The organism is Cobetia sp. QF-1 (genome assembly GCF_002213105.1).
Classification (GTDB): domain Bacteria; phylum Pseudomonadota; class Gammaproteobacteria; order Pseudomonadales; family Halomonadaceae; genus Cobetia; species Cobetia crustatorum.
Genome location: NZ_NBVS01000001.1, coordinates 441352 through 459046, shown reverse-complemented (window position 1 = coordinate 459046; position 17695 = coordinate 441352). Strand labels below are relative to the sequence as shown.

General features: G+C 57.7%; 15 protein-coding genes. 13 read left to right on the top strand and 2 right to left on the bottom strand.

Annotation, left to right across the window (positions count from 1 at the left end):
• Window positions 1-13: 13 nt before the first annotated feature.
• Window positions 14-253, top strand: coding sequence for a hypothetical protein (locus CFN46_RS02030; protein ID WP_024953296.1), 240 nt, complete (start codon window positions 14-16; stop codon window positions 251-253).
• Window positions 254-364: 111 nt separating this feature from the next.
• On the opposite strand, the gene lexA is transcribed toward CFN46_RS02030, so the two are convergent.
• The gene (gene lexA, locus CFN46_RS02025) at window positions 365-994 is read right to left on the bottom strand and encodes a transcriptional repressor LexA (protein WP_088742560.1); all 630 of its coding nucleotides are present in this window, start codon (window positions 992-994) and stop codon (window positions 365-367) included.
• A 518-nt stretch (window positions 995-1512) separates the two neighbouring features.
• Here lexA and CFN46_RS02020 point away from each other — a divergent pair.
• The 6 genes from CFN46_RS02020 (at window position 1513) to CFN46_RS01995 (ending at window position 7118) form a co-directional block, all read left to right on the top strand.
• Window positions 1513-2190: a TetR/AcrR family transcriptional regulator gene (locus CFN46_RS02020; protein ID WP_088742559.1), complete on the top strand. Its 678-nt coding sequence runs from the start codon at window positions 1513-1515 to the stop codon at window positions 2188-2190.
• The gene (locus CFN46_RS02015) at window positions 2190-2732 is read left to right on the top strand and encodes a L,D-transpeptidase (protein WP_088742558.1); all 543 of its coding nucleotides are present in this window, start codon (window positions 2190-2192) and stop codon (window positions 2730-2732) included. Before CFN46_RS02020 ends, CFN46_RS02015 begins: the two co-directional genes overlap by 1 nt.
• A 255-nt stretch (window positions 2733-2987) precedes the next feature.
• Window positions 2988-4088 (top strand): beta-N-acetylhexosaminidase, encoded by a 1101-nt coding sequence (nagZ, locus tag CFN46_RS02010; RefSeq protein ID WP_088742557.1) that lies wholly within the window; start codon window positions 2988-2990, stop codon window positions 4086-4088.
• Between the two features lie 65 nt (window positions 4089-4153).
• The gene (locus CFN46_RS02005) at window positions 4154-5563 is read left to right on the top strand and encodes a mechanosensitive ion channel family protein (protein WP_246116411.1); all 1410 of its coding nucleotides are present in this window, start codon (window positions 4154-4156) and stop codon (window positions 5561-5563) included.
• Window positions 5544-6125, top strand: coding sequence for a hypoxanthine-guanine phosphoribosyltransferase (locus CFN46_RS02000; RefSeq protein WP_246116410.1), 582 nt, complete (start codon window positions 5544-5546; stop codon window positions 6123-6125). Before CFN46_RS02005 ends, CFN46_RS02000 begins: the two co-directional genes overlap by 20 nt.
• 243 nt (window positions 6126-6368) lie before the next feature.
• A complete protein-coding gene (locus CFN46_RS01995) occupies window positions 6369-7118 on the top strand; it encodes an S-methyl-5'-thioinosine phosphorylase (RefSeq protein WP_088742556.1) in 750 nt (249 codons plus the stop codon).
• A 99-nt stretch (window positions 7119-7217) separates the two neighbouring features.
• On the opposite strand, the gene mfd is transcribed toward CFN46_RS01995, so the two are convergent.
• Window positions 7218-10730, bottom strand: a complete 3513-nt coding sequence (mfd, locus tag CFN46_RS01990; protein WP_088742555.1) for a transcription-repair coupling factor — start codon at window positions 10728-10730, stop codon at window positions 7218-7220.
• A gap of 406 nt (window positions 10731-11136) precedes the next feature.
• Here mfd and CFN46_RS01985 point away from each other — a divergent pair, with 406 nt between their 5' ends.
• The 6 genes from CFN46_RS01985 to nqrE all read left to right on the top strand — a co-directional run bounded on the left by CFN46_RS01985 (window position 11137) and on the right by nqrE (window position 17693).
• Complete coding sequence (locus CFN46_RS01985) at window positions 11137-12585, top strand: glyceraldehyde-3-phosphate dehydrogenase (RefSeq protein ID WP_024950637.1); 1449 nt, start codon at window positions 11137-11139, stop codon at window positions 12583-12585.
• A gap of 449 nt (window positions 12586-13034) precedes the next feature.
• On the top strand, window positions 13035-14384 hold the full coding sequence (locus tag CFN46_RS01980) for a Na(+)-translocating NADH-quinone reductase subunit A (RefSeq protein WP_088742554.1): 1350 nt from the start codon (window positions 13035-13037) through the stop codon (window positions 14382-14384).
• Window positions 14384-15616: an NADH:ubiquinone reductase (Na(+)-transporting) subunit B gene (locus CFN46_RS01975; protein ID WP_024950635.1), complete on the top strand. Its 1233-nt coding sequence runs from the start codon at window positions 14384-14386 to the stop codon at window positions 15614-15616. Before CFN46_RS01980 ends, CFN46_RS01975 begins: the two co-directional genes overlap by 1 nt.
• A gap of 1 nt (window position 15617) precedes the next feature.
• Window positions 15618-16400 (top strand): Na(+)-translocating NADH-quinone reductase subunit C, encoded by a 783-nt coding sequence (locus CFN46_RS01970; protein WP_024950634.1) that lies wholly within the window; start codon window positions 15618-15620, stop codon window positions 16398-16400.
• 2 nt (window positions 16401-16402) lie between these two features.
• Window positions 16403-17071, top strand: coding sequence for an NADH:ubiquinone reductase (Na(+)-transporting) subunit D (locus CFN46_RS01965; protein ID WP_088742553.1), 669 nt, complete (start codon window positions 16403-16405; stop codon window positions 17069-17071).
• Between the two features lies 1 nt (window position 17072).
• Window positions 17073-17693, top strand: coding sequence for an NADH:ubiquinone reductase (Na(+)-transporting) subunit E (gene nqrE / locus CFN46_RS01960; RefSeq protein ID WP_024950633.1), 621 nt, complete (start codon window positions 17073-17075; stop codon window positions 17691-17693).
• The last annotated feature ends 2 nt before the right edge of the window (window positions 17694-17695 follow it).

Genomic DNA, 17695 nt, shown 5'->3' with positions numbered 1-17695 from the left:
CAGGAGGAATGACGTGTCTGATCCCGCCGTACTTGAAATTGTGCAAATGGAAGATGGTGAAGTGATTCTGCGCGCAGCCGAAAGCGAAGGTGAGCCGCTGCTCAGCATTCGCATCTCGGATGAGGCGGCTGATCTGCTGCGTGACAATCGCTTCGAAGTCGCGCGTGAAATGATTGACCATGCCATCACGCGCACGCGCCTGTGGGATGGTGAGGAAGATGAAGATGAGCAGTCAGAAGGTATGGTGCACTGAAGCACTGGCTGCCCATCATTGTCGCTAGTCTCTTAAGCGTTCAGACACGAAAAAACCGCCAATTGGCGGTTTTTTCGTGTCTGAACGCGAGTGAACATCTCGAGAGGCGTATCAGTGAAGACCGCCGTCGCGGATAACGCCAACGCCAAGGCCTTCAATTTCCAGGCTTTCGCTGCGCAGGTCCACCTTGATGGGGGCGAAGTCGGTATTTTCAGCTTCGAGCCATACGTAATGACCATCGCGACGGAAACGCTTGACGGTCACTTCATCCCCGAGACGTGCCACTACTATCTGGCCATCGCGGACATTGGTGGTGCGGTGTACTGCCAGTAGATCACCTTCCAGGATACCGGCATCCTTCATGGAAACACCGCGAACACGTAACAGGTAATCTGCTGCCGGTGAGAAGTAGTCGCTAGGCAGAGGGCAGTGGCGATCGATGTGCTCACTGGCGAGTATCGGGCTGCCTGCTGCGACTTCACCGATGACTGGTAGACCCGGATTGTCATTTTCCTCAGCGTCGGCCAGCGATGGCACGCGAATGCCGCGTGACGTGCCGGGCACCATTTCAATGGCGCCCTTGCGCTTCAATGCGCGTAGATGCTCTTCGGCAGCATTGGGGGAGCGAAAGCCCAGCGCCTGGGCGATTTCGGCACGCGTCGGCGGATAGCCGGAGGATTTGATGGTCTTGATGATGAAATCAAAGACGTCCTGCTGGCGCGGAGTAAGCGGCTGGGTCATGGGCATTGCCTTTGGCCTGGGCGGCATCTTGAGCTGACGGCACGGGGTGTGCATCCATACAACTGTCATTGTATCCAGTCATGGCGGTCATGCAAGGCATCTTGCGAGGTATTCAGCAGGTGTGTGGCTTGATTATGGTAATGAGCATGCGCTTTTAACGTCTTCTCGTAGACCCTTTCTTTTAGCAAACGTCATTCAATACCCATCGGTATTGCGTTCACTGGAAACGCTTGAGTGGTGGAGGCTTAGTTGACCAGACTGAATATCAGCAAGTCCTGAAGCGTTAGGTGTTTGAAACACGAAGAATTGTCAGTGGTAGCATGGCAGGCTAGAATCATTGTGTTTCAAACGAATGTTCGTCAATGGTGGTGTTCGGGTTATCTTGCCTCTCTTCCGCTATCCCCGCGAACCGGTCGTTTGCAGCATGACATGAGAGAGTCGGCACGAGGGACTATCAATGCTCACGTGACTTACGATTCCAGCATTTCATTACGACCACCTGATTAAGGCTTCCGTCCATGGCCCAGACTGACACTGTCACCCGCATCCTTGATACCGCCGAAGTATTGTTTGCCGAGCGCGGATTCGCCGAAACCTCTCTGCGTAATATTACCAGCAAGGCCAAGGTCAATCTGGCGGCGGTGAATTATCACTTCGGTTCCAAGAAATCGCTGATTCAAGCGGTGTTCGCGCGTTACCTCGACCCCTTCAGTGAGCGTTTCCATGCTGCTCTCGACAGTGTCGAGCAAGAGTATGCTGGTCATCAGGTTCCGCTTGAGGTGCTATTGGAAACCATGGCGCGCACCGTGCTTGAAGTGCCTGCAGAGCGGAATAGCCTGCGTACTTTCATGCGCCTGTTGGGGCTTGCCTATACCCAGGGGCAAGGCCACATGCGCCGTTATATTCGTGAGCACTACGGCACGGTCTTCAGTCGCTTTGCCGATCTATTGAAATTGGCCACGCCGGAACTGCCGGACAACGAGCGCTTCTGGCGTCTGCACTTCATGCTCGGCAGTGTCATCTTCACTTTCTCAGGACTTGATGCCCTGCGGGATATCGAAGAGGCCGAGTATGGCCACCACACCTCGGTGCGCGAACTGATTCAGCACATGCGCCCGGTCGTGGTGGCGGCGATGGCAGCGCCGCTGCCAGCTGCCATCGAGCAAAGTGACATGGTCACCCAGGCGGCTAGCTGATGGTCTGTTGGGTTCGGGTCGATCTGAAGCGGCAGTGGCTCGAGATTCGCAGCGATGCTCCGACGGGAGACCGTCGTTCGCCACCGGCAGAAGCGGTGGGTGATACGTTGATCTACGCTTGCGCGATTTCCAGTGGCCTTAATGGCAGTGGCGAGGTGGAGGGCAGCGGGTGCACCCCCACGGGGTGGCACGTCATCCGTGCCGCCATTGGTGGTGGTCATCCGGAAGGTGCGGTCTATCGTGGTCGTCGCTTCACGAGGGAGGTTTTCTCATCTGAGCTGGCCGCAGAGCATCCAACTCGTGACTGGATTCTGACGCGTATTCTATGGCTCAGCGGACGTGAATCCGGCATCAATCGTGGTCGTAATGCCTCTGGCGAGCGAGTCGATAGCCTACGACGCTACATCTATTTTCACGGTACCCCCGTGTGGGAGCCGATGGGGGTCGCCGCTTCGCATGGTTGCATTCGCCTGCGTGATCCCGACCTTCTCTGCCTGTTTCAGCATGCGTTGCCCGGCACACTGGTGTTACTGCACGATTGACGGCGTCATTATTTGCTGATTGGTTAGCTTTGCAGACCTCTTGAGCGGCGCTGTTATTCACGAGAAAGAGACACGACTGTCTCCGACTGTTCGAGTTGCCTTCAGTCGGCTAGAATTGCGCCTTTCCTCGCGCTGGTAGCCGGTCTTTCTCATTGGTTAATGGCTGCCGTGCTTCGCAAAGACATGAAATCCTGTGTGCTGGTGCTGTGTCTCCTGAGACATGGCTCGCCGCAGGCCATGGATAGGAAGGATGTCATGACACAGCCACTGGGCTCCGTAATGGTCGACGTTGCGGGGCTGACACTCGCCCGCGACGAACGTGAACTACTGGCACGCCCCGCCGTTGGTGGTGTCATCCTGTTTGCGCGTAACTGTGCTTCTCCTGAGCAAGTACAGGAGTTATGCCACGAAATTCGTGGTGTCAATTCGCATTTGCTGATTGCCATTGATCAAGAAGGCGGGCGTGTACAGCGTCTGCGTGAAGGTGTCACCCGGCTACCGCCGATGCGTACTCTCGCGCAATGCTGCCTGGGCCGTGACTGCGCTGGTTGTGGGGATGAAGCACAAGCGGCGGGGCTAGGCTTGGCGCGCGATGCTGGCTGGTTGCTGGGTATGGAAATGGCGGCCATTGGCTGTGATGTCACCTTCGCGCCGGTACTCGACATTGATGTTGCAGGCTCGACCATCATTGGTGATCGCAGCTTTGGCGCGACGCCAGACGAGGTCATTGCGGTCGCGGGTGCCTTTATCGAAGGGCTTCACGAAGCTGGCATGGCAGCGATAGGCAAGCATTACCCCGGTCACGGTGGCATTGCGGCAGATACCCATCGGGAGCGAGTGGTTGATCCACGTCCCTTCCGTGAGCTACGTGAGCACGACCTCAAACCTTTTTCCGCACTTGCCGATCGTCTCGGTGGTGTGATGCCAGCGCATGTGATCTACCCCGACTTTGACGCACGACCGGCAGGCTTTTCGCCCAGCTGGCTGGGTCTGTTACGTGAGGAGTTTGGCTTCAAGGGTGCCATCTTCTCGGATGACCTGGGGATGGCTGCTGCCGTTGCGGAAGGTGCACCGGCCGAACGTGCACGCCTGGCACTGGATGCCGGTTGTGACATGGCGTTGGTCTGCAATGATCATGTCGCGGCTCGCGAAGTGCTCGATAGTCTTGAGGGTGACGAGCAGCGTAATAGCGGCAAGCGCCAGGCGCGTCTGCGCTATGGACGCGCGCGTCCGACGCTCGAAGGGTTGGCTGGACTGTCCCGCTGGCGGCGCACTCATGCACGCCTTGAGGCATTGGCGGCAAGTCAGGCCAGCGAGCAGGCGGCGATGCTCTCTGGTACGCAAGCCCCTGAGTAAGTGACCGCCACGATCGCATGGCCGCTTGCCTGCGATTTTGAGTAGATGACGGGCAAGGAATCAACATGGCTAAGCAATCTGCCACACAGGCCGCCGCAGATAAGCTGGCTGCCCCCGCAGAAGACATGATTCATGACTGGATCGATCCGTTGCGCAGCTGGGTCGAGCAGACGTTCGGCTTGCCATTATGGGGCATCAATCTGGTGCTGGTACTGGTAGCTGTCCTGGTGCTGCATCTGCTCGAGCGCGTCGTGCTGATACGGCTCGCTGCGCATGCCAAGAAGAGTCGCAATCTATGGGACGATGCGCTGACGCACGGCTTGCGCCATTCGCTTTCGTTATGGCTCTACTGCATGGGGATGCTGGTCGCCCTGGATATCATCGCTACCCAGTTCACGCTGGGTGGGGTTGAGGACTATCTTGGGCCGACGCGTCATGTGGTAACGCTATTGGCGCTGGCCTGGGCCTCTATTCGCATGATCAAGCGTTTTGAGGCGCTGCGGACCATGCCGCCACCCGGCACTAACGTCAATGCGATGGATGCCACTACGGCATCCGCCATCAGTAAGCTGTTACGTGCCATGGTGGTCATTCTGGTCGGGCTCGCCATCTTGCAAAACCTTGGCGTTTCCTTGTCCGGGGTGCTGGCGTTCGGGGGGGTGGGTGGTATTGCGGTCGGCTTCGCTGCACGCGATCTACTGGCCAATATCTTCGGTGCCTTGATGATTCATCTTGACCGACCGTTCAAGGTCGGGGACTGGGTACGTTCACCTGATCGTGAGATCGAAGGCATTGTTGAGGATATCGGCTGGCGGCTGACACGTATCCGTACCTTCGACATGCGTCCTCTGTATGTACCCAATGCCATCTTCACCAGTATTTCGGTAGAAAACCCCTCGCGCATGTATAACCGGCGTATCTTCGAGACTATTGGTCTGCGCTATGAAGACGCGGTACAGATTGCCCCGATCATGGCGGCGATACGCGAGATGCTGGAAGGCCATGACGAGGTGGACCAGACCCGCACCCAGATTGTCAATTTCACGCGCTATGGTGAACATTCGCTGGATTTCTTCATCTATCTCTTCACCCGAACGACCGATTGGGTGAAATACCACGGCATCAAGCAGGATGTGCTGTTGCGCGTGCATGACATCATCCACGAGCACGGCGCCCGTGTGGCTCTTCCTGGGCAGCGCCTGCATTTTGCCGATGCGCTGACGCTCGAAGGGCTTGGCGAGATGGCCGATAACGCACCTGCTGCCAGTGAGCAGCCTCGTCAGGACGCCCATCAACAACATGACGAATATGACGCCGAGGCGACTACTGCCGTGGCGTCATCAGAAACGCAGGCGCACACATCCCGTCGTCGCGCTGCTTCACCCTCCGCTGCTACATCCTCTGCCACGCCTGTCCGGCGTGGTGATGAGGCCAGTGATACCCAGGAAACTTCCGATGCTGACTCCGACGCCTGACACCCTGAGCGCTTTGCATGCTGAAATGCGAGATGTGATGGACAACGCCGATTGCCTGATCCCACAGGTAGAGCTTGAAGTGGCACTGGATCGCATGGCTGTTGAGCTGACTCTCAGTCTTGGCGACCGCATGCCGATCTTCTATTGCGTGATGAATGGCGGCCTGATTACTGCGGGGCAACTGTTGACTCGCCTCAGTTTCCCGTTGGAAGTCGATTACCTGCACGCGACTCGTTATCGCGGTGCCATGCGTGGCGGTGAGCTATTCTGGCGGGTCAATCCTGAGCTACCGATGGCAGGTCGTGATGTCGTGATTGTCGACGACATTCTTGACGAGGGTGGCACGCTGGCAGCTATCATCGAGTATTGTCGCGAGGCGGGGGCGCGTAGCGTCTCCAGCTGTGTGCTGGTCGACAAGAAGCATACCCGTAAAGCCTATCCTGGCTTCAAGGCTGACTTCTGTGGTCTTGATGTGGAAGACCGCTTCCTGTTCGGCTTTGGAATGGACTACAAGGGCTTCTGGCGTAACGCGCCGGGGATCTACGCGCCCAAGGGGCTCTGATACCTTTGATGCAGCCTTGAGATGACGTGATCAGCTTGTTGAGTCGAAGTCACGCAACAACGCCCGCCCAGGACACTGGGCGGGCGTTGTCGTTTTTCGCGTGATGCATGTGCCAGTCTTGTGCGTGAGTAGATAGTGCTTGTCGTCTATTACCTGAGAAGAGTAGCGTTCCCATCAGGGCTGATGATGCACTGAGATGGGTATGGCAGTGCAATGGCACCAGGGTGACAAGGGGGCGGGGCAATGCTGGCAATCATTGGTGGAACTGGCTTCGGAAGCTGGCAAGGCATGGATGTGCTCAAGCGTGGCGGGCAGGAAACACCGCTGGGAGCCGCCTCATGTGGCGTAGTAGAAGGGCGGCTCGATGGGCAAGCATTGCTGTTTCTGGCGCGTCACGGTCAACCGCACAAGGTGCCGCCGCATCGTATCAATTATCGGGCGAACCTATGGGCGTTGAAGCAGGCAGGTGCTACGCATATCGTTGGGGTGAACTGCGCGTCGGGCATCGACCCAACTCTGACGCCCGGTACGCTGGTGGTACCGGATCAGTTGATTGATTACACCACTGGCCGTGATGGCACCTTCTTTGATGGCCGCTTCAAGCCATTTCGACATGTCGAGTTCGCCTGGCCTTATCATCGTGTCTGGCGAGAGGAGCTGCATGCTGCTGCCAGCACGGCAAACATGGCCCTTCACGCAGGTGGCGTGTTGGGAATCGTGCAGGGGCCGCGATTGGAGACAGCTGCCGAGATCCGCCTGATGGCGCGCGATGGCAATACGCTGGTCGGGATGACGGGGATGCCGGAAGCTATTCTGGCCCGCGAATTGGAGATGGAGTATGCCAGCCTGTGTTTGGTGATCAGTCATGCTGCCGGGGTAGGTGAAGAGGAGCCGACTCGCGCTGGTACCGAGTCTGTCATCGAGATAGGCATGCCGCGTATTCAGACGCTATTGGCGGCGCTGAATCAACGACACATTGCCAGTCTGTCGTAGCGCTCGATGTGCCGGGCATTCGGCTGGTGGTATGACTTTTAATAGAAACGGCCTGCATCAATTGATGCAGGCCGTTTCTATTTCTCTATTGGGTGTGATCTATGCGACGCGCGCCTTGGCATTGAGCAGATCGAGCAGCGTCTCGCAGAAGCTGAAGCGTGTTTCGGCGTCTTCCATGTCGGTGGCAAAGCGCAGAGTGTCAGCACCTTCCAGTTTGTAGATATCTGATTGACGCTGAATGAGGTTGACCAACGTCAGCGGGTCGACCGGCGTCTGGGCGCCGAAGATGATACGACCTCGTCCTGCACCGGCTTCCAGCTTGGTGATGCCCAGCGCCTGGGCGCGTTGGCGTAGGCGGGTCTGCCGGAACAGGGTCTTGACCGGCTCTGGCAGCAGCCCGAATCGGTCAACCATCTCCACCTGTAACTCTCGCAATCCATCGGCGTCCTCGGCGTTACTGATGCGCTTGTACATCATCAGACGCTGTTGGACATCATGTAGGTAGTCGGCTGGAATCAGTGCTGGCAGATTGAGGCTGACTTCGACTCCGTCGTCTAGTGGCGCTTCGATGTTGGGTGTCTTGCCTGCCTTAATAGCCTTGACCGCACGATCAAGCATTTCCATGTAGAGCGAGTAGCCGATGGTTTCCATCTGACCAGACTGCTCATCACCCAGCAGTTCGCCCGCGCCACGAATCTCCATGTCGTGTGAGGCCAGTGTGAAGCCTGCGCCAAGATCCTCCGCCTCGCTGATGGCTTCCAGACGCTTGACGGCATCACGCGTCATCGACTTGGGATGTGGTGTCAGCAGGTAAGCATAGGCCTGATGATGCGAGCGACCGACACGTCCCCGCAGCTGATGCAGTTGGGCGAGGCCGAACTTGTCGGCACGCTCGATCAAAATGGTATTGGCACTCGGTACATCGATGCCGGTTTCGATGATGGTCGAGCAGACCAGCACGTTGAAGCGCTTGTGATAGAAGTCCGACATGCGTCGCTCAAGGCTACGTTCTGGCAATTGGCCATGAGCAACGCCAATGCTGGCCTCTGGCACCAGCTCGGCAAGGCGAGCTGCCGTTTCTTCGATAGTCTTGACTTCATTATGCAGGAAGTAGACCTGACCACCGCGCAGTAGCTCACGCAGAATGGCTTCCTTGACCACGCCATCGTTGCGTTGCTGAACGAAGGTCTTCACTGACAGGCGGCGCGCCGGGGGCGTGGCAATGATGGATAGGTCGCGAATGCCGCTCATCGCCATGTTCAGCGTGCGCGGAATGGGTGTGGCGGTCAGGGTCAGGATATCTACCTCGGAGCGTAGGCTCTTGAGGCGTTCCTTCTGGGAAACTCCGAAGCGATGCTCCTCATCAATCACCAATAGGCCCATGTTGGGTAACTGGAGAGATTTGGACAGTAACTTGTGGGTGCCAATCACGATATCAGCCTGACCATTCTTGATGCGCTCAAGTGACGCCTCTTGCCCCTTGCCGCTGGTGAAGCGCGACAGCAGTGCAATCTCTACCGCGGTATCGGCGAAGCGATCACGGAAGTTGTCATAATGCTGCTGGGCCAGCAGCGTCGTCGGTACCAGTACGATGACTTGACGTCCGGAATTGACGGCGAGGAAGGCGGCGCGCATGGCGACTTCTGTCTTGCCGAAGCCGACATCGCCACACACTACGCGGTCCATCGGTTGTGGGGAGCACATGTCCTGGATGACCGCGCCGATGGTCTGGGCCTGATCCGGCGTTTCCTCAAACGGGAAGCTGGCGGCGAAGCGGGCGTAATCCTCGGCGGGGAAGTCGCAGGCATGGCCGACGCGCGCTTCGCGGCGTGCATAGACATCCAGCAATTCTGCCGCCGTATCGCGAATCTTCTCGGCGGCCTTGCGCTTGGCCTTCTCCCATTGCTCCGACCCTAGTCGATGCAGCGGAGCCAACTCGTCGCTGGCACCAGAGTAGCGTGAGATCAGGTGCAGGCTATCGACCGGTACATAAAGCTTCGCACCATCAGCATATGCGAGCGCCAGGAACTCGGCTTCTTGACCGCCAGTATCGATGGTCTCAAGTCCCAGATAGCGCCCTACGCCGTGCGTATGATGGACGACCGGTGCGCCATTGCGCAGCTCTGAGAGATGGCGTACAGCCAGCTCGTTATCATCGGTGGCGCGTGCTTGACGGCGGCTCTGGCGGACCACTTCACCGTAGAGCTCTGTCTCGGTAATCACCACCAGTCCTTTGCTGGCGACACCGGTCTCTGTCTGGGCGGTGCTGGTGATCCAGGCGCCCTCGTTCAAGCCGCCCACGACAAGGCCTACAGCTGCGTTACTAGCGAGGAAGGTATCGAAGTTCGCGAAATCATCCAGCGTACGCAGCCCGAAGCCGCGTAACAGTGGAGATAGCTGCTCTTCCACCACCTCGCGGCGGCCCTGAGTTTCCGCCACAAACAGGACACGCTGGGCTTCATCGCCACTTAACCGCTGGCTCAGGAAACTGGCCAGTGCCTTGGTCGGGTCAGTGCTACGTGCATCAATGGCGAGTGTCGGCAGTGGCTGATGACCAAATTCGATGGCGTGCTCGTGGCTATCACGCAGCAGTTCGATGCGCTCATGCTGCTTGATCAGTCCGAACAACTCGTTGACCGGCACGAAGGCACGGTGAGGCGGTAGTAGCGGACGTGTCGGATCGACGCCGAGGTTGGCATGGCGCGTAGTGATGGCGTCCCAGTGATGCTCAGCGGCTTCACGTACGCCAGGCAGCATGGCGATACGCAGGGTCTCACCGAGATGGTCGAACAGTGTCGCGGTTTCTTCGAAGAACAGTGGCAGGTACTGCTCAAGACCCGGTGAGGGAATACCCTTGAGTGCATCGTTGTAGAGGATGCACTGACGCGGATCGATATCAAATAGCGTCTCGAAGCCTTCGCGGAAGCAGGCAATTGCGCCGCGCGTCAGCGGGTATTCGTGTGCAGGCAGAATCTCGATGGATTCCACCTTGTCGCCACTGCGCTGAGTATCAGGATCGAAGGCGCGGAGGGTATCGATCTCCTCATCGAATAGGTCAATGCGTAGCGGCTGCTTGCTGCCCATCGGGAACAGATCAATCAGTGCGCCACGCAGTGCGTACTCGCCGGGTTCGTAGACCGTCTCGACAGCGCGATAGCCGGCACGCGAGAGGCGCGAGCGAAAGTCTTCACGATCCAGGGTGTCGCCACGATTCAGACTGAAGACCTGCCCTGCGATGTAATCCACTGGGGCAAGGCGCTGCATCAGCGTGTTGACGGGTACCGGTACGATGGCTCGACGGCTGATCTGCAACATGCGCAAGGTGCGCAGACGCTCGGAAACGATATCCTGATGCGGCGAGAAGCTGTCATAGGGCAATGTTTCCCAATCAGGGAAGGGTAACAGGCGTTCAGGGTGGCGCGTGTAGAAGCGTAGATCAGCCTCAAGGCGCTGGGCACTGGCGGTATCAGGGGTGATCACCATCAACGGGGCATCATCAGCATCGGCCAGACGTGCCAATGCCAATGCAGCAGCGCTGCCGCCATCCAGTGTCCAGTAAGTGGTTTCGCGGCTAGGGCGCGGCAACGGGGGCGTCAGCGGAGTCTCGAACATGGGCTCTGTATCTTGTGTCCTGGGGCTTGGGCGCTCGTGGCCGGGCGACGGTAGGTGCGAGGAAAAGGGCGCGACCGCCGAAGGTATGCATGATCATAGCAAGTCAGTTGTGTTGATGGGGGCGGGTGGAGCGCTTTTACAGTAATGGGCTGCTGTAGGGCAGAAGATGATGCATGCACGGCGTTGTTATGGGGCATGGCAAGAGTGGGAGAAAATGCTGTCTGCTCTGCAATGGGGTAAACGGTCTTGTAGTCAAATCGTTGATTCTGTAGCACTACTACCCCCAGTGCGACCATCCTTTCATTGTCCCTCACCGGCCCGTTGCGCATACTTGCCTGGCCTTGTCCTGCGTTGCAAGTCTACTTGCTGCGCCCGTTTTCAGATCGTCCGTCAGAGGAAAGCATCCGTGAGCCAAGAGAATCTCGAAGCCTGTTTCAAGCAGTGGCAGGACAATGAAGCCCTCGCCGAACAGATGATTCCGTTGTTGGGTGATCTCTATCGTCGCTTCAATGTCGTGCCCTCCATCTATGGGCGTTCGCTGATCAACCGTTCGATGGTGCGCATCCTCAAGAATCATCGTTGGGTTCGCAAGGCCGAAGGCGTTGAGCTGTCGGTCGAAGATACCTTCCCGCTGGTGCGCGCGATGATTGCGCTTAACCTCGGTCCTGCGCATATCGATATCGGTAAGCTGGCGGTCGCGTTCAAGCGCTCCGGTGAGACGGATATCACTGCTTTCCTCACACGTGAGCTGGCCGAGATCGTCGGTGGTCACGTCGAAGGCGGCATGGGCGGCGAGCCGAAGGATGTCGTGCTGTACGGCTTCGGTCGTATCGGTCGTCTGCTGGCGCGCATCATGATCGAGAAGGCAGGCGGTGGTAATCTGCTGCGTCTGCGCGCCATTGTGGTACGTGGCGATGGTGATGATCTGGAGAAACGTGCCAGCCTGCTGCGTCGTGACTCCGTGCACGGGCCTTTTGAGGGCAGTATCACTGTTGATCAAGAAAACTCGGCGCTGATCGTCAATGGCAACTACATCAAGATCATCTACGCCAGCTCACCGGCCGAGATCGATTACACCGTGCACGGTATTGATAACGCCATCGTGGTGGATAATACCGGTAAGTGGCGTGATGAGGCCGGCCTTGGTCAGCACCTGGAATGTAAAGGTGTCGCCAAGGTACTGCTGACCGCTCCGGGCAAGGGCGATCTGAAGAATATCGTCTATGGCGTCAACCATGCTGACATCAATGACAGTGACCGCATCATTTCTGCGGCGTCCTGTACCACCAATGCCATCGTGCCGCTGCTGAAGGTATTGAACGATGAATACGGTGTCAGTCAGGGGCACGTCGAGACGGTGCATTCCTATACCAACGATCAGAACCTGATCGATAACTTCCACAGTGGTGATCGCCGTGGTCGCGCTGCAGCGCTGAACATGGTGCTGACCGAGACTGGCGCTGCCAAGGCTGTCGCCAAGGCGCTACCGGAACTGGAAGGCAAGCTGACCGGCAACGCCATCCGCGTGCCGACACCGAACGTTTCCATGGCGATCCTCAACCTCACGCTGAACACGGCAAGCGATGCTGAACGCATGAATGACTTCCTGCGTACCGCGTCACTGCACTCTTCACTGCAAAAGCAGATCGACTACGTCGATTCCTGTGAGGTCGTGTCGTCAGACTTCGTCGGTAACCGTCACTCCGGTATCGTCGATGGTCAGGCGACGATCGTCACTGACAAGCAGGCCGTGGTCTACGTCTGGTATGACAACGAGTTCGGCTACAGCTGTCAGGTCGTGCGTATCCTGCAGCACATGTCCAACGTGCGTTTCAGCTACTTCCCGACGCGCTGAGCTTGAAAACCAAGTTTGAAGGCCAAGCTGATGGAAATTGAAGGCTGAACTCGATATCTGACCTTGATCGTTGAGCTTGTGTGTTGGCAAGCGTGCTGCACATTTCCTCAACAGGAATCGTCGGCTATCGCAACGGTCGCCAAAACAGCCTCGAAATGGTCCTCAAGACAATGCCCTCGCCATCCATGATGGTGGGGGCATTGTCATTTTGGCGGATCGCACCACTTTAGTGTCGTATGGTCTTTCCGGCCTCGCATCTTTATAATGAGGCGGATTTTTTGGGCCGGCCCAGTCTCTGGGTCACACCTCCAACCGTCTGATAAGAAAAGCATTCATATATCGTGACGCTAGCTATTCTTGGGGCTGCCTGGCCATTTATCGGCCTCTAGTCGTGTCATCGACGCATGATCTTTCTTTAATAACATCAGATCCGACAATTGGGCGAGTCTATGATCGAAGTCAAACGTGGCCTGGATCTCCCCATCGCTGGGGCTCCGGAGCAGCGTATCGAGGATGCGCAGCCCGTTCGTCGCGTAGCGATCCTGGGTGTTGACTACGTCGGTATGAAACCGACGATGGAAGTCAGCGAAGGGGATAAGGTGAAGCTGGGGCAACTGCTCTTCACCGACAAGAAGACTCCCGGTGTGCGATACACCGCGCCTGCAGCTGGTACTGTGGTAGAGATCAATCGTGGCGAGAAGCGTAAGCTGCTGTCTGTAGTGGTCGAAATTGATGAGCAGGGTGGCGCAGAGGAATTCACGGCGCACGGCGAGACAGCTCTCGCCACGCTCGAACGTCAGGTGATGGTCGACCAATTGGTCGAGTCAGGCCTGTGGACGGCACTGCGTACCCGCCCGTTCTCACGCGTTCCGGCGCTCGATGCCAAGGCGGCGGCTATCTTTGTCACTGCCATCGATACCCATCCGCTGGCTGCTGATCCGGCCGTTGTGCTCAAGGGGCAGGAAGTTGCGTTCCGTCAGGGGCTTGTCGCACTGACACGCTTGACTGAAGGCAAGGTCTTCCTGTGTCAGGCACCGGGTGCTGATATTCCGGGTGGCGACGTTGCAGGTGTGGTCAGCGAGTCCTTCAAGGGTCCGCATCCGGCCGGTTTGCCGGGTACGCATATCCATCATCTGGCACCCGTCAGCCTGAAACGTCAGGTGTGGCATGTCGGTTATCAGGATGTCGTCGCCATCGGTACCCTGCTGGCGGAAGGCCGTCTGGATACCCGTCGTGTGGTCGCTGTTGGTGGCCCGCGTGCGAGCAAGCCGCGCCTGTTGCGTACGCGTCTGGGTGCCAGCACTGTTGACCTGCTCAAGGGTGAAGTGGAGCAGGCCGAAGACACGCGCGTGATTTCCGGTTCGGTGTTCTCCGGGACCACCAGTGAAGGCGCATTGCGTTTTGTTGGCCGCTACCACACTCAGGTGAGTCTGCTCGAAGAAGGTAACAAGCGTGCCTTCATGGGCTGGCTGTCCACGGGCGCCAACCGTCACTCGGTACTGGGTATCTATCTGTCGAAGCTGACAGGGCTGCGTGATTATCGTCCCAACACCTCGACCAATGGTTCCGAGCGAGCCATGGTGCCGGTGGGTGCGTACGAGAAGATCATGCCGCTGGATATCCTGCCGACGCAGTTGCTGCGTTCACTGATTGTCGGCGATATCGAGACTGGGATGCAGCTTGGCTGCCTTGAGCTTGATGAAGAGGACCTCGCGCTGTGCACCTACGTGTGCCCGGGCAAGTATGAGTACGGTCCCATCCTGCGTGACAACCTCACCACGATCGAGAAAGAGGTCTGATGATGGGCATTCGACAGACTCTGGATAATCTGGAGCCGCACTTCCACAAGGGTGGCAAGTACGAGAAGTTCTACGCGCTCTACGAAGCCGTGGACACGATTTTCTATGTACCGGCGAGTGTCACGCGCACCACGGCACACGTGCGTGATGGTATCGATCTGAAGCGGATCATGATCACGGTTTGGATGTGTACCTTCCCGGCCATGTTCTTCGGTATGTACAACGCTGGTCTGCAGGCCAACGACGCGATCGCGGGTGGCTTCAGTTCACTGGGTGGCTGGCGTGAAGCGATCGTCATGCTGCTGGCAGGAAGCCATGATGCCGGTAGTGTATGGGCCAACTTTATCCTTGGTGCCACCTACTTCCTGCCCATCTATCTGGTGACCTTCGCGGTCGGCGGCTTCTGGGAAGTGCTGTTCGCCATGCGTCGTGGCCATGAAGTCAATGAGGGCTTCTTCGTCACTTCCGTGCTGTTCGCATTGACGCTACCGGCGACGATTCCGCTATGGCAGGTCGCGCTCGGTATCACCTTCGGTGTGGTGATCGGCAAGGAAGTCTTCGGCGGTACTGGCAAGAACTTCCTCAACCCGGCGCTGTCTGGTCGTGCCTTCCTGTACTTCGCGTATCCGGCCAGCATTTCCGGTGACGCGGTCTGGGTGCCGGCTGATGGCTATACCGGTGCGACGGCACTGTCTACCGTAGCGCAGGATGGCATGAGTACCCTGATGCAGCAGATGAGCTGGTCCGATGCCTTCCTGGGCTTCATCCCGGGTTCCATGGGTGAGGTCTCGACGCTTGCGATCTTCATTGGTGCGGCCGTTCTGCTCTGGACGCGGATTGCCTCGTGGCGAATCATGCTGGGTGTGTTGTTAGGCATGATCGCGACATCAGCCCTGTTCAATGCCATCGGCAGTGATACCAATGCGATGTTCGAGATGCCGTGGTATTGGCATCTGGTGATCGGTGGCTTCGCCTTCGGTATGGTCTTCATGGCTACCGATCCGGTCTCGGCCTCGATGACCAACAAGGGCAAGCTGATATTCGGTGCGCTGATCGGTGTGATGACCGTCCTGATTCGCGTAGCCAATCCGGCCTTCCCGGAGGGCATCATGCTGGCGATTCTGTTCGCCAACCTGTTCGCCCCGCTGATCGACCACTTCGTCGTGCAGGCCAACATCAAGCGCCGTATCAAGCGCGAGACTGCCGGCATCACGAACGAGGAGACCGTCTGACATGGCCAGCAATAATTCCATCAAGAAAACCCTCGGTGTCGCGCTCGCGCTGTGTATCGTCTGCTCGGTGGTCGTTTCCACCGCAGCGGTCGTGCTGCGTCCGCAGCAGCTGACCAACGCCGAGCTTGACCGCAAGAGCAACATTCTTGCGGTCGCCGAGCTGCTGCAGTCGGGCGAAGATGTCGGCCAGCAGTTCCGTGACAAGGTCACCGCCAAGGTGGTTGACCTCAATACTGGCGACTATGTCGACAATATTGATCCGGAAAAGTATGACCAGGCCAAGATGTCCAAGGATCCGGCGACTTCACGCACACTGTCTGGTGATGAAGACCTACCTGGCATCAAGCGTCGTGAGCAGTATTCCGTGGTCTACCTGGTCGGTGATGCCAAACAGCCTGATCAGATCATTGTCCCGGTGCGCGGCAATGGCCTGTGGTCGATGATGTACGGTTATCTTGCCCTCAAGGGTGACGGCAATACCGTCGTCGGACTGTCCTTCTATCAACAGGGGGAAACTCCTGGGCTTGGCGGCGAAGTCGACAATCCGAAGTGGAAGGCTCAGTGGGATGGCAAGAAGATCTATCCCGAAGACAGCATGGATCCGGAAGTGCGTCTGAAGAAGGGCGGTGTCAATTCGTCCTCTCCGGATGCCCAGTACCAGGTCGATGCTCTGTCTGGTGCTACCCTGACCAGTAACGGTGTGACCAACCTGCTGCAGTTCTGGATGGGTGAAAATGGCTTTGCCAAATACCTGACCCAGTTCCGCGACGTCAAAGGAGCGTAACGATGTCTGCCGAAACTCCTAAAGGTGTCCTGACGACGCCGATCTTCAAGAACAACCCTATCGCGTTACAGATCCTCGGCATCTGTTCCGCGCTGGCGGTGACCAACTCGATGAACACCGCCCTGATCATGGGGATTGCGGTGTCGCTGGTAACAGCGTTCTCCAGCATGTTCATCTCGTTGATTCGCAACCATATCCCGTCGTCTATCCGCATCATCGTGCAGATGACGATCATTGCCTCGCTGGTCATCGTGGTCGATCAGTCGCTGAAGGCTTTCGCCTTCGAGACCTCCAAGCAGCTGTCGGTCTTCGTCGGTCTGATCATCACCAACTGTATCGTCATGGGTCGCGCCGAAGCTTATGCGATGCAGAACGGCCCGGTGATGAGTTTCATCGATGGTATCGGCAATGGCTTGGGCTATACCGTGATCCTGCTGGTGGTTGGCTTCGTGCGTGAACTGTTTGGTTCTGGCTCTCTGTTCGGCATGACCATCCTGCAAACCGTCAATGACGGTGGCTGGTACATCCCGAATGGCCTGATGCTGCTGCCGCCGTCTGCGTTCTTCGTCATCGGTCTGTTCATCTGGATACTGCGTAGCGTCTATCCAGAACAGGTCGAGAAGGCGGAGTACAAGATTACCGCCAATACCAAGATCAAGGAGGCCGTGTAACATGTTCGAACACTATCTGAGCCTGTTCATCAAGGCCGTGTTCGTCGAGAACATGGCACTGGCCTTCTTCCTGGGGATGTGTACATTCCTGGCGGTGTCCAAGAAGATCCAGTCCGCGATCGGTCTTGGTGTGGCGGTTGTCGTGGTGCTGGCGGTGACGGTGCCGGTCAACAACCTGATCCTGAACTACCTGTTGCGTGAAGGCGCGCTGACCTGGACGGGTCTGGAAGGGGCCGAGAGCATCGATCTGTCCTTCCTGGGTTATCTGTCCTACATCGGCGTCATCGCGGCGATCGTGCAGATCCTCGAGATGTTCCTCGACAAGTTCGTGCCTGCGCTCTACAACGCGCTGGGTGTGTTCCTGCCGCTGATCACGGTCAACTGCGCCATCCTCGGTGCTGCACTGTTCATGGTTCAGCGTGACTACACCTTCGGTGAGTCCGTGATCTATGGCGTGGGTGCAGGCTTTGGTTGGGCGCTGGCGATCGCTGCACTTGCCGGTATTCGCGAGAAGCTCAAGTACTCCGACGTGCCAGCTGGCCTGCAGGGTCTTGGCATCACCTTCATTACCGTTGGCCTGATGTCGTTGGGCTTCATGTCCTTCTCCGGCGTCCAGCTGTAACG

Excerpts from the sequence above, each read along its gene's own strand:
- lexA (WP_088742560.1), bottom strand. The coding sequence starts at position 994 with ATGACCCAGCCGCTTACTCCGCGCCAGCAGGACGTCTTTGATTTCATC.
- CFN46_RS01970 (WP_024950634.1), top strand. The coding sequence starts at position 15,618 with ATGGCCAGCAATAATTCCATCAAGAAAACCCTCGGTGTCGCGCTCGCG.
- CFN46_RS01975 (WP_024950635.1), top strand. The coding sequence starts at position 14,384 with ATGATGGGCATTCGACAGACTCTGGATAATCTGGAGCCGCACTTCCAC.
- CFN46_RS02020 (WP_088742559.1), top strand. The coding sequence starts at position 1,513 with ATGGCCCAGACTGACACTGTCACCCGCATCCTTGATACCGCCGAAGTA.
- mfd (WP_088742555.1), bottom strand. The coding sequence starts at position 10,730 with ATGTTCGAGACTCCGCTGACGCCCCCGTTGCCGCGCCCTAGCCGCGAA.
- CFN46_RS02005 (WP_246116411.1), top strand. The coding sequence starts at position 4,154 with ATGGCTAAGCAATCTGCCACACAGGCCGCCGCAGATAAGCTGGCTGCC.
- nqrE (WP_024950633.1), top strand. The coding sequence starts at position 17,073 with ATGTTCGAACACTATCTGAGCCTGTTCATCAAGGCCGTGTTCGTCGAG.
- CFN46_RS01980 (WP_088742554.1), top strand. The coding sequence starts at position 13,035 with ATGATCGAAGTCAAACGTGGCCTGGATCTCCCCATCGCTGGGGCTCCG.
- CFN46_RS02000 (WP_246116410.1), top strand. The coding sequence starts at position 5,544 with ATGCTGACTCCGACGCCTGACACCCTGAGCGCTTTGCATGCTGAAATG.
- CFN46_RS02015 (WP_088742558.1), top strand. The coding sequence starts at position 2,190 with ATGGTCTGTTGGGTTCGGGTCGATCTGAAGCGGCAGTGGCTCGAGATT.
- nagZ (WP_088742557.1), top strand. The coding sequence starts at position 2,988 with ATGACACAGCCACTGGGCTCCGTAATGGTCGACGTTGCGGGGCTGACA.
- CFN46_RS01995 (WP_088742556.1), top strand. The coding sequence starts at position 6,369 with ATGCTGGCAATCATTGGTGGAACTGGCTTCGGAAGCTGGCAAGGCATG.
- CFN46_RS01965 (WP_088742553.1), top strand. The coding sequence starts at position 16,403 with ATGTCTGCCGAAACTCCTAAAGGTGTCCTGACGACGCCGATCTTCAAG.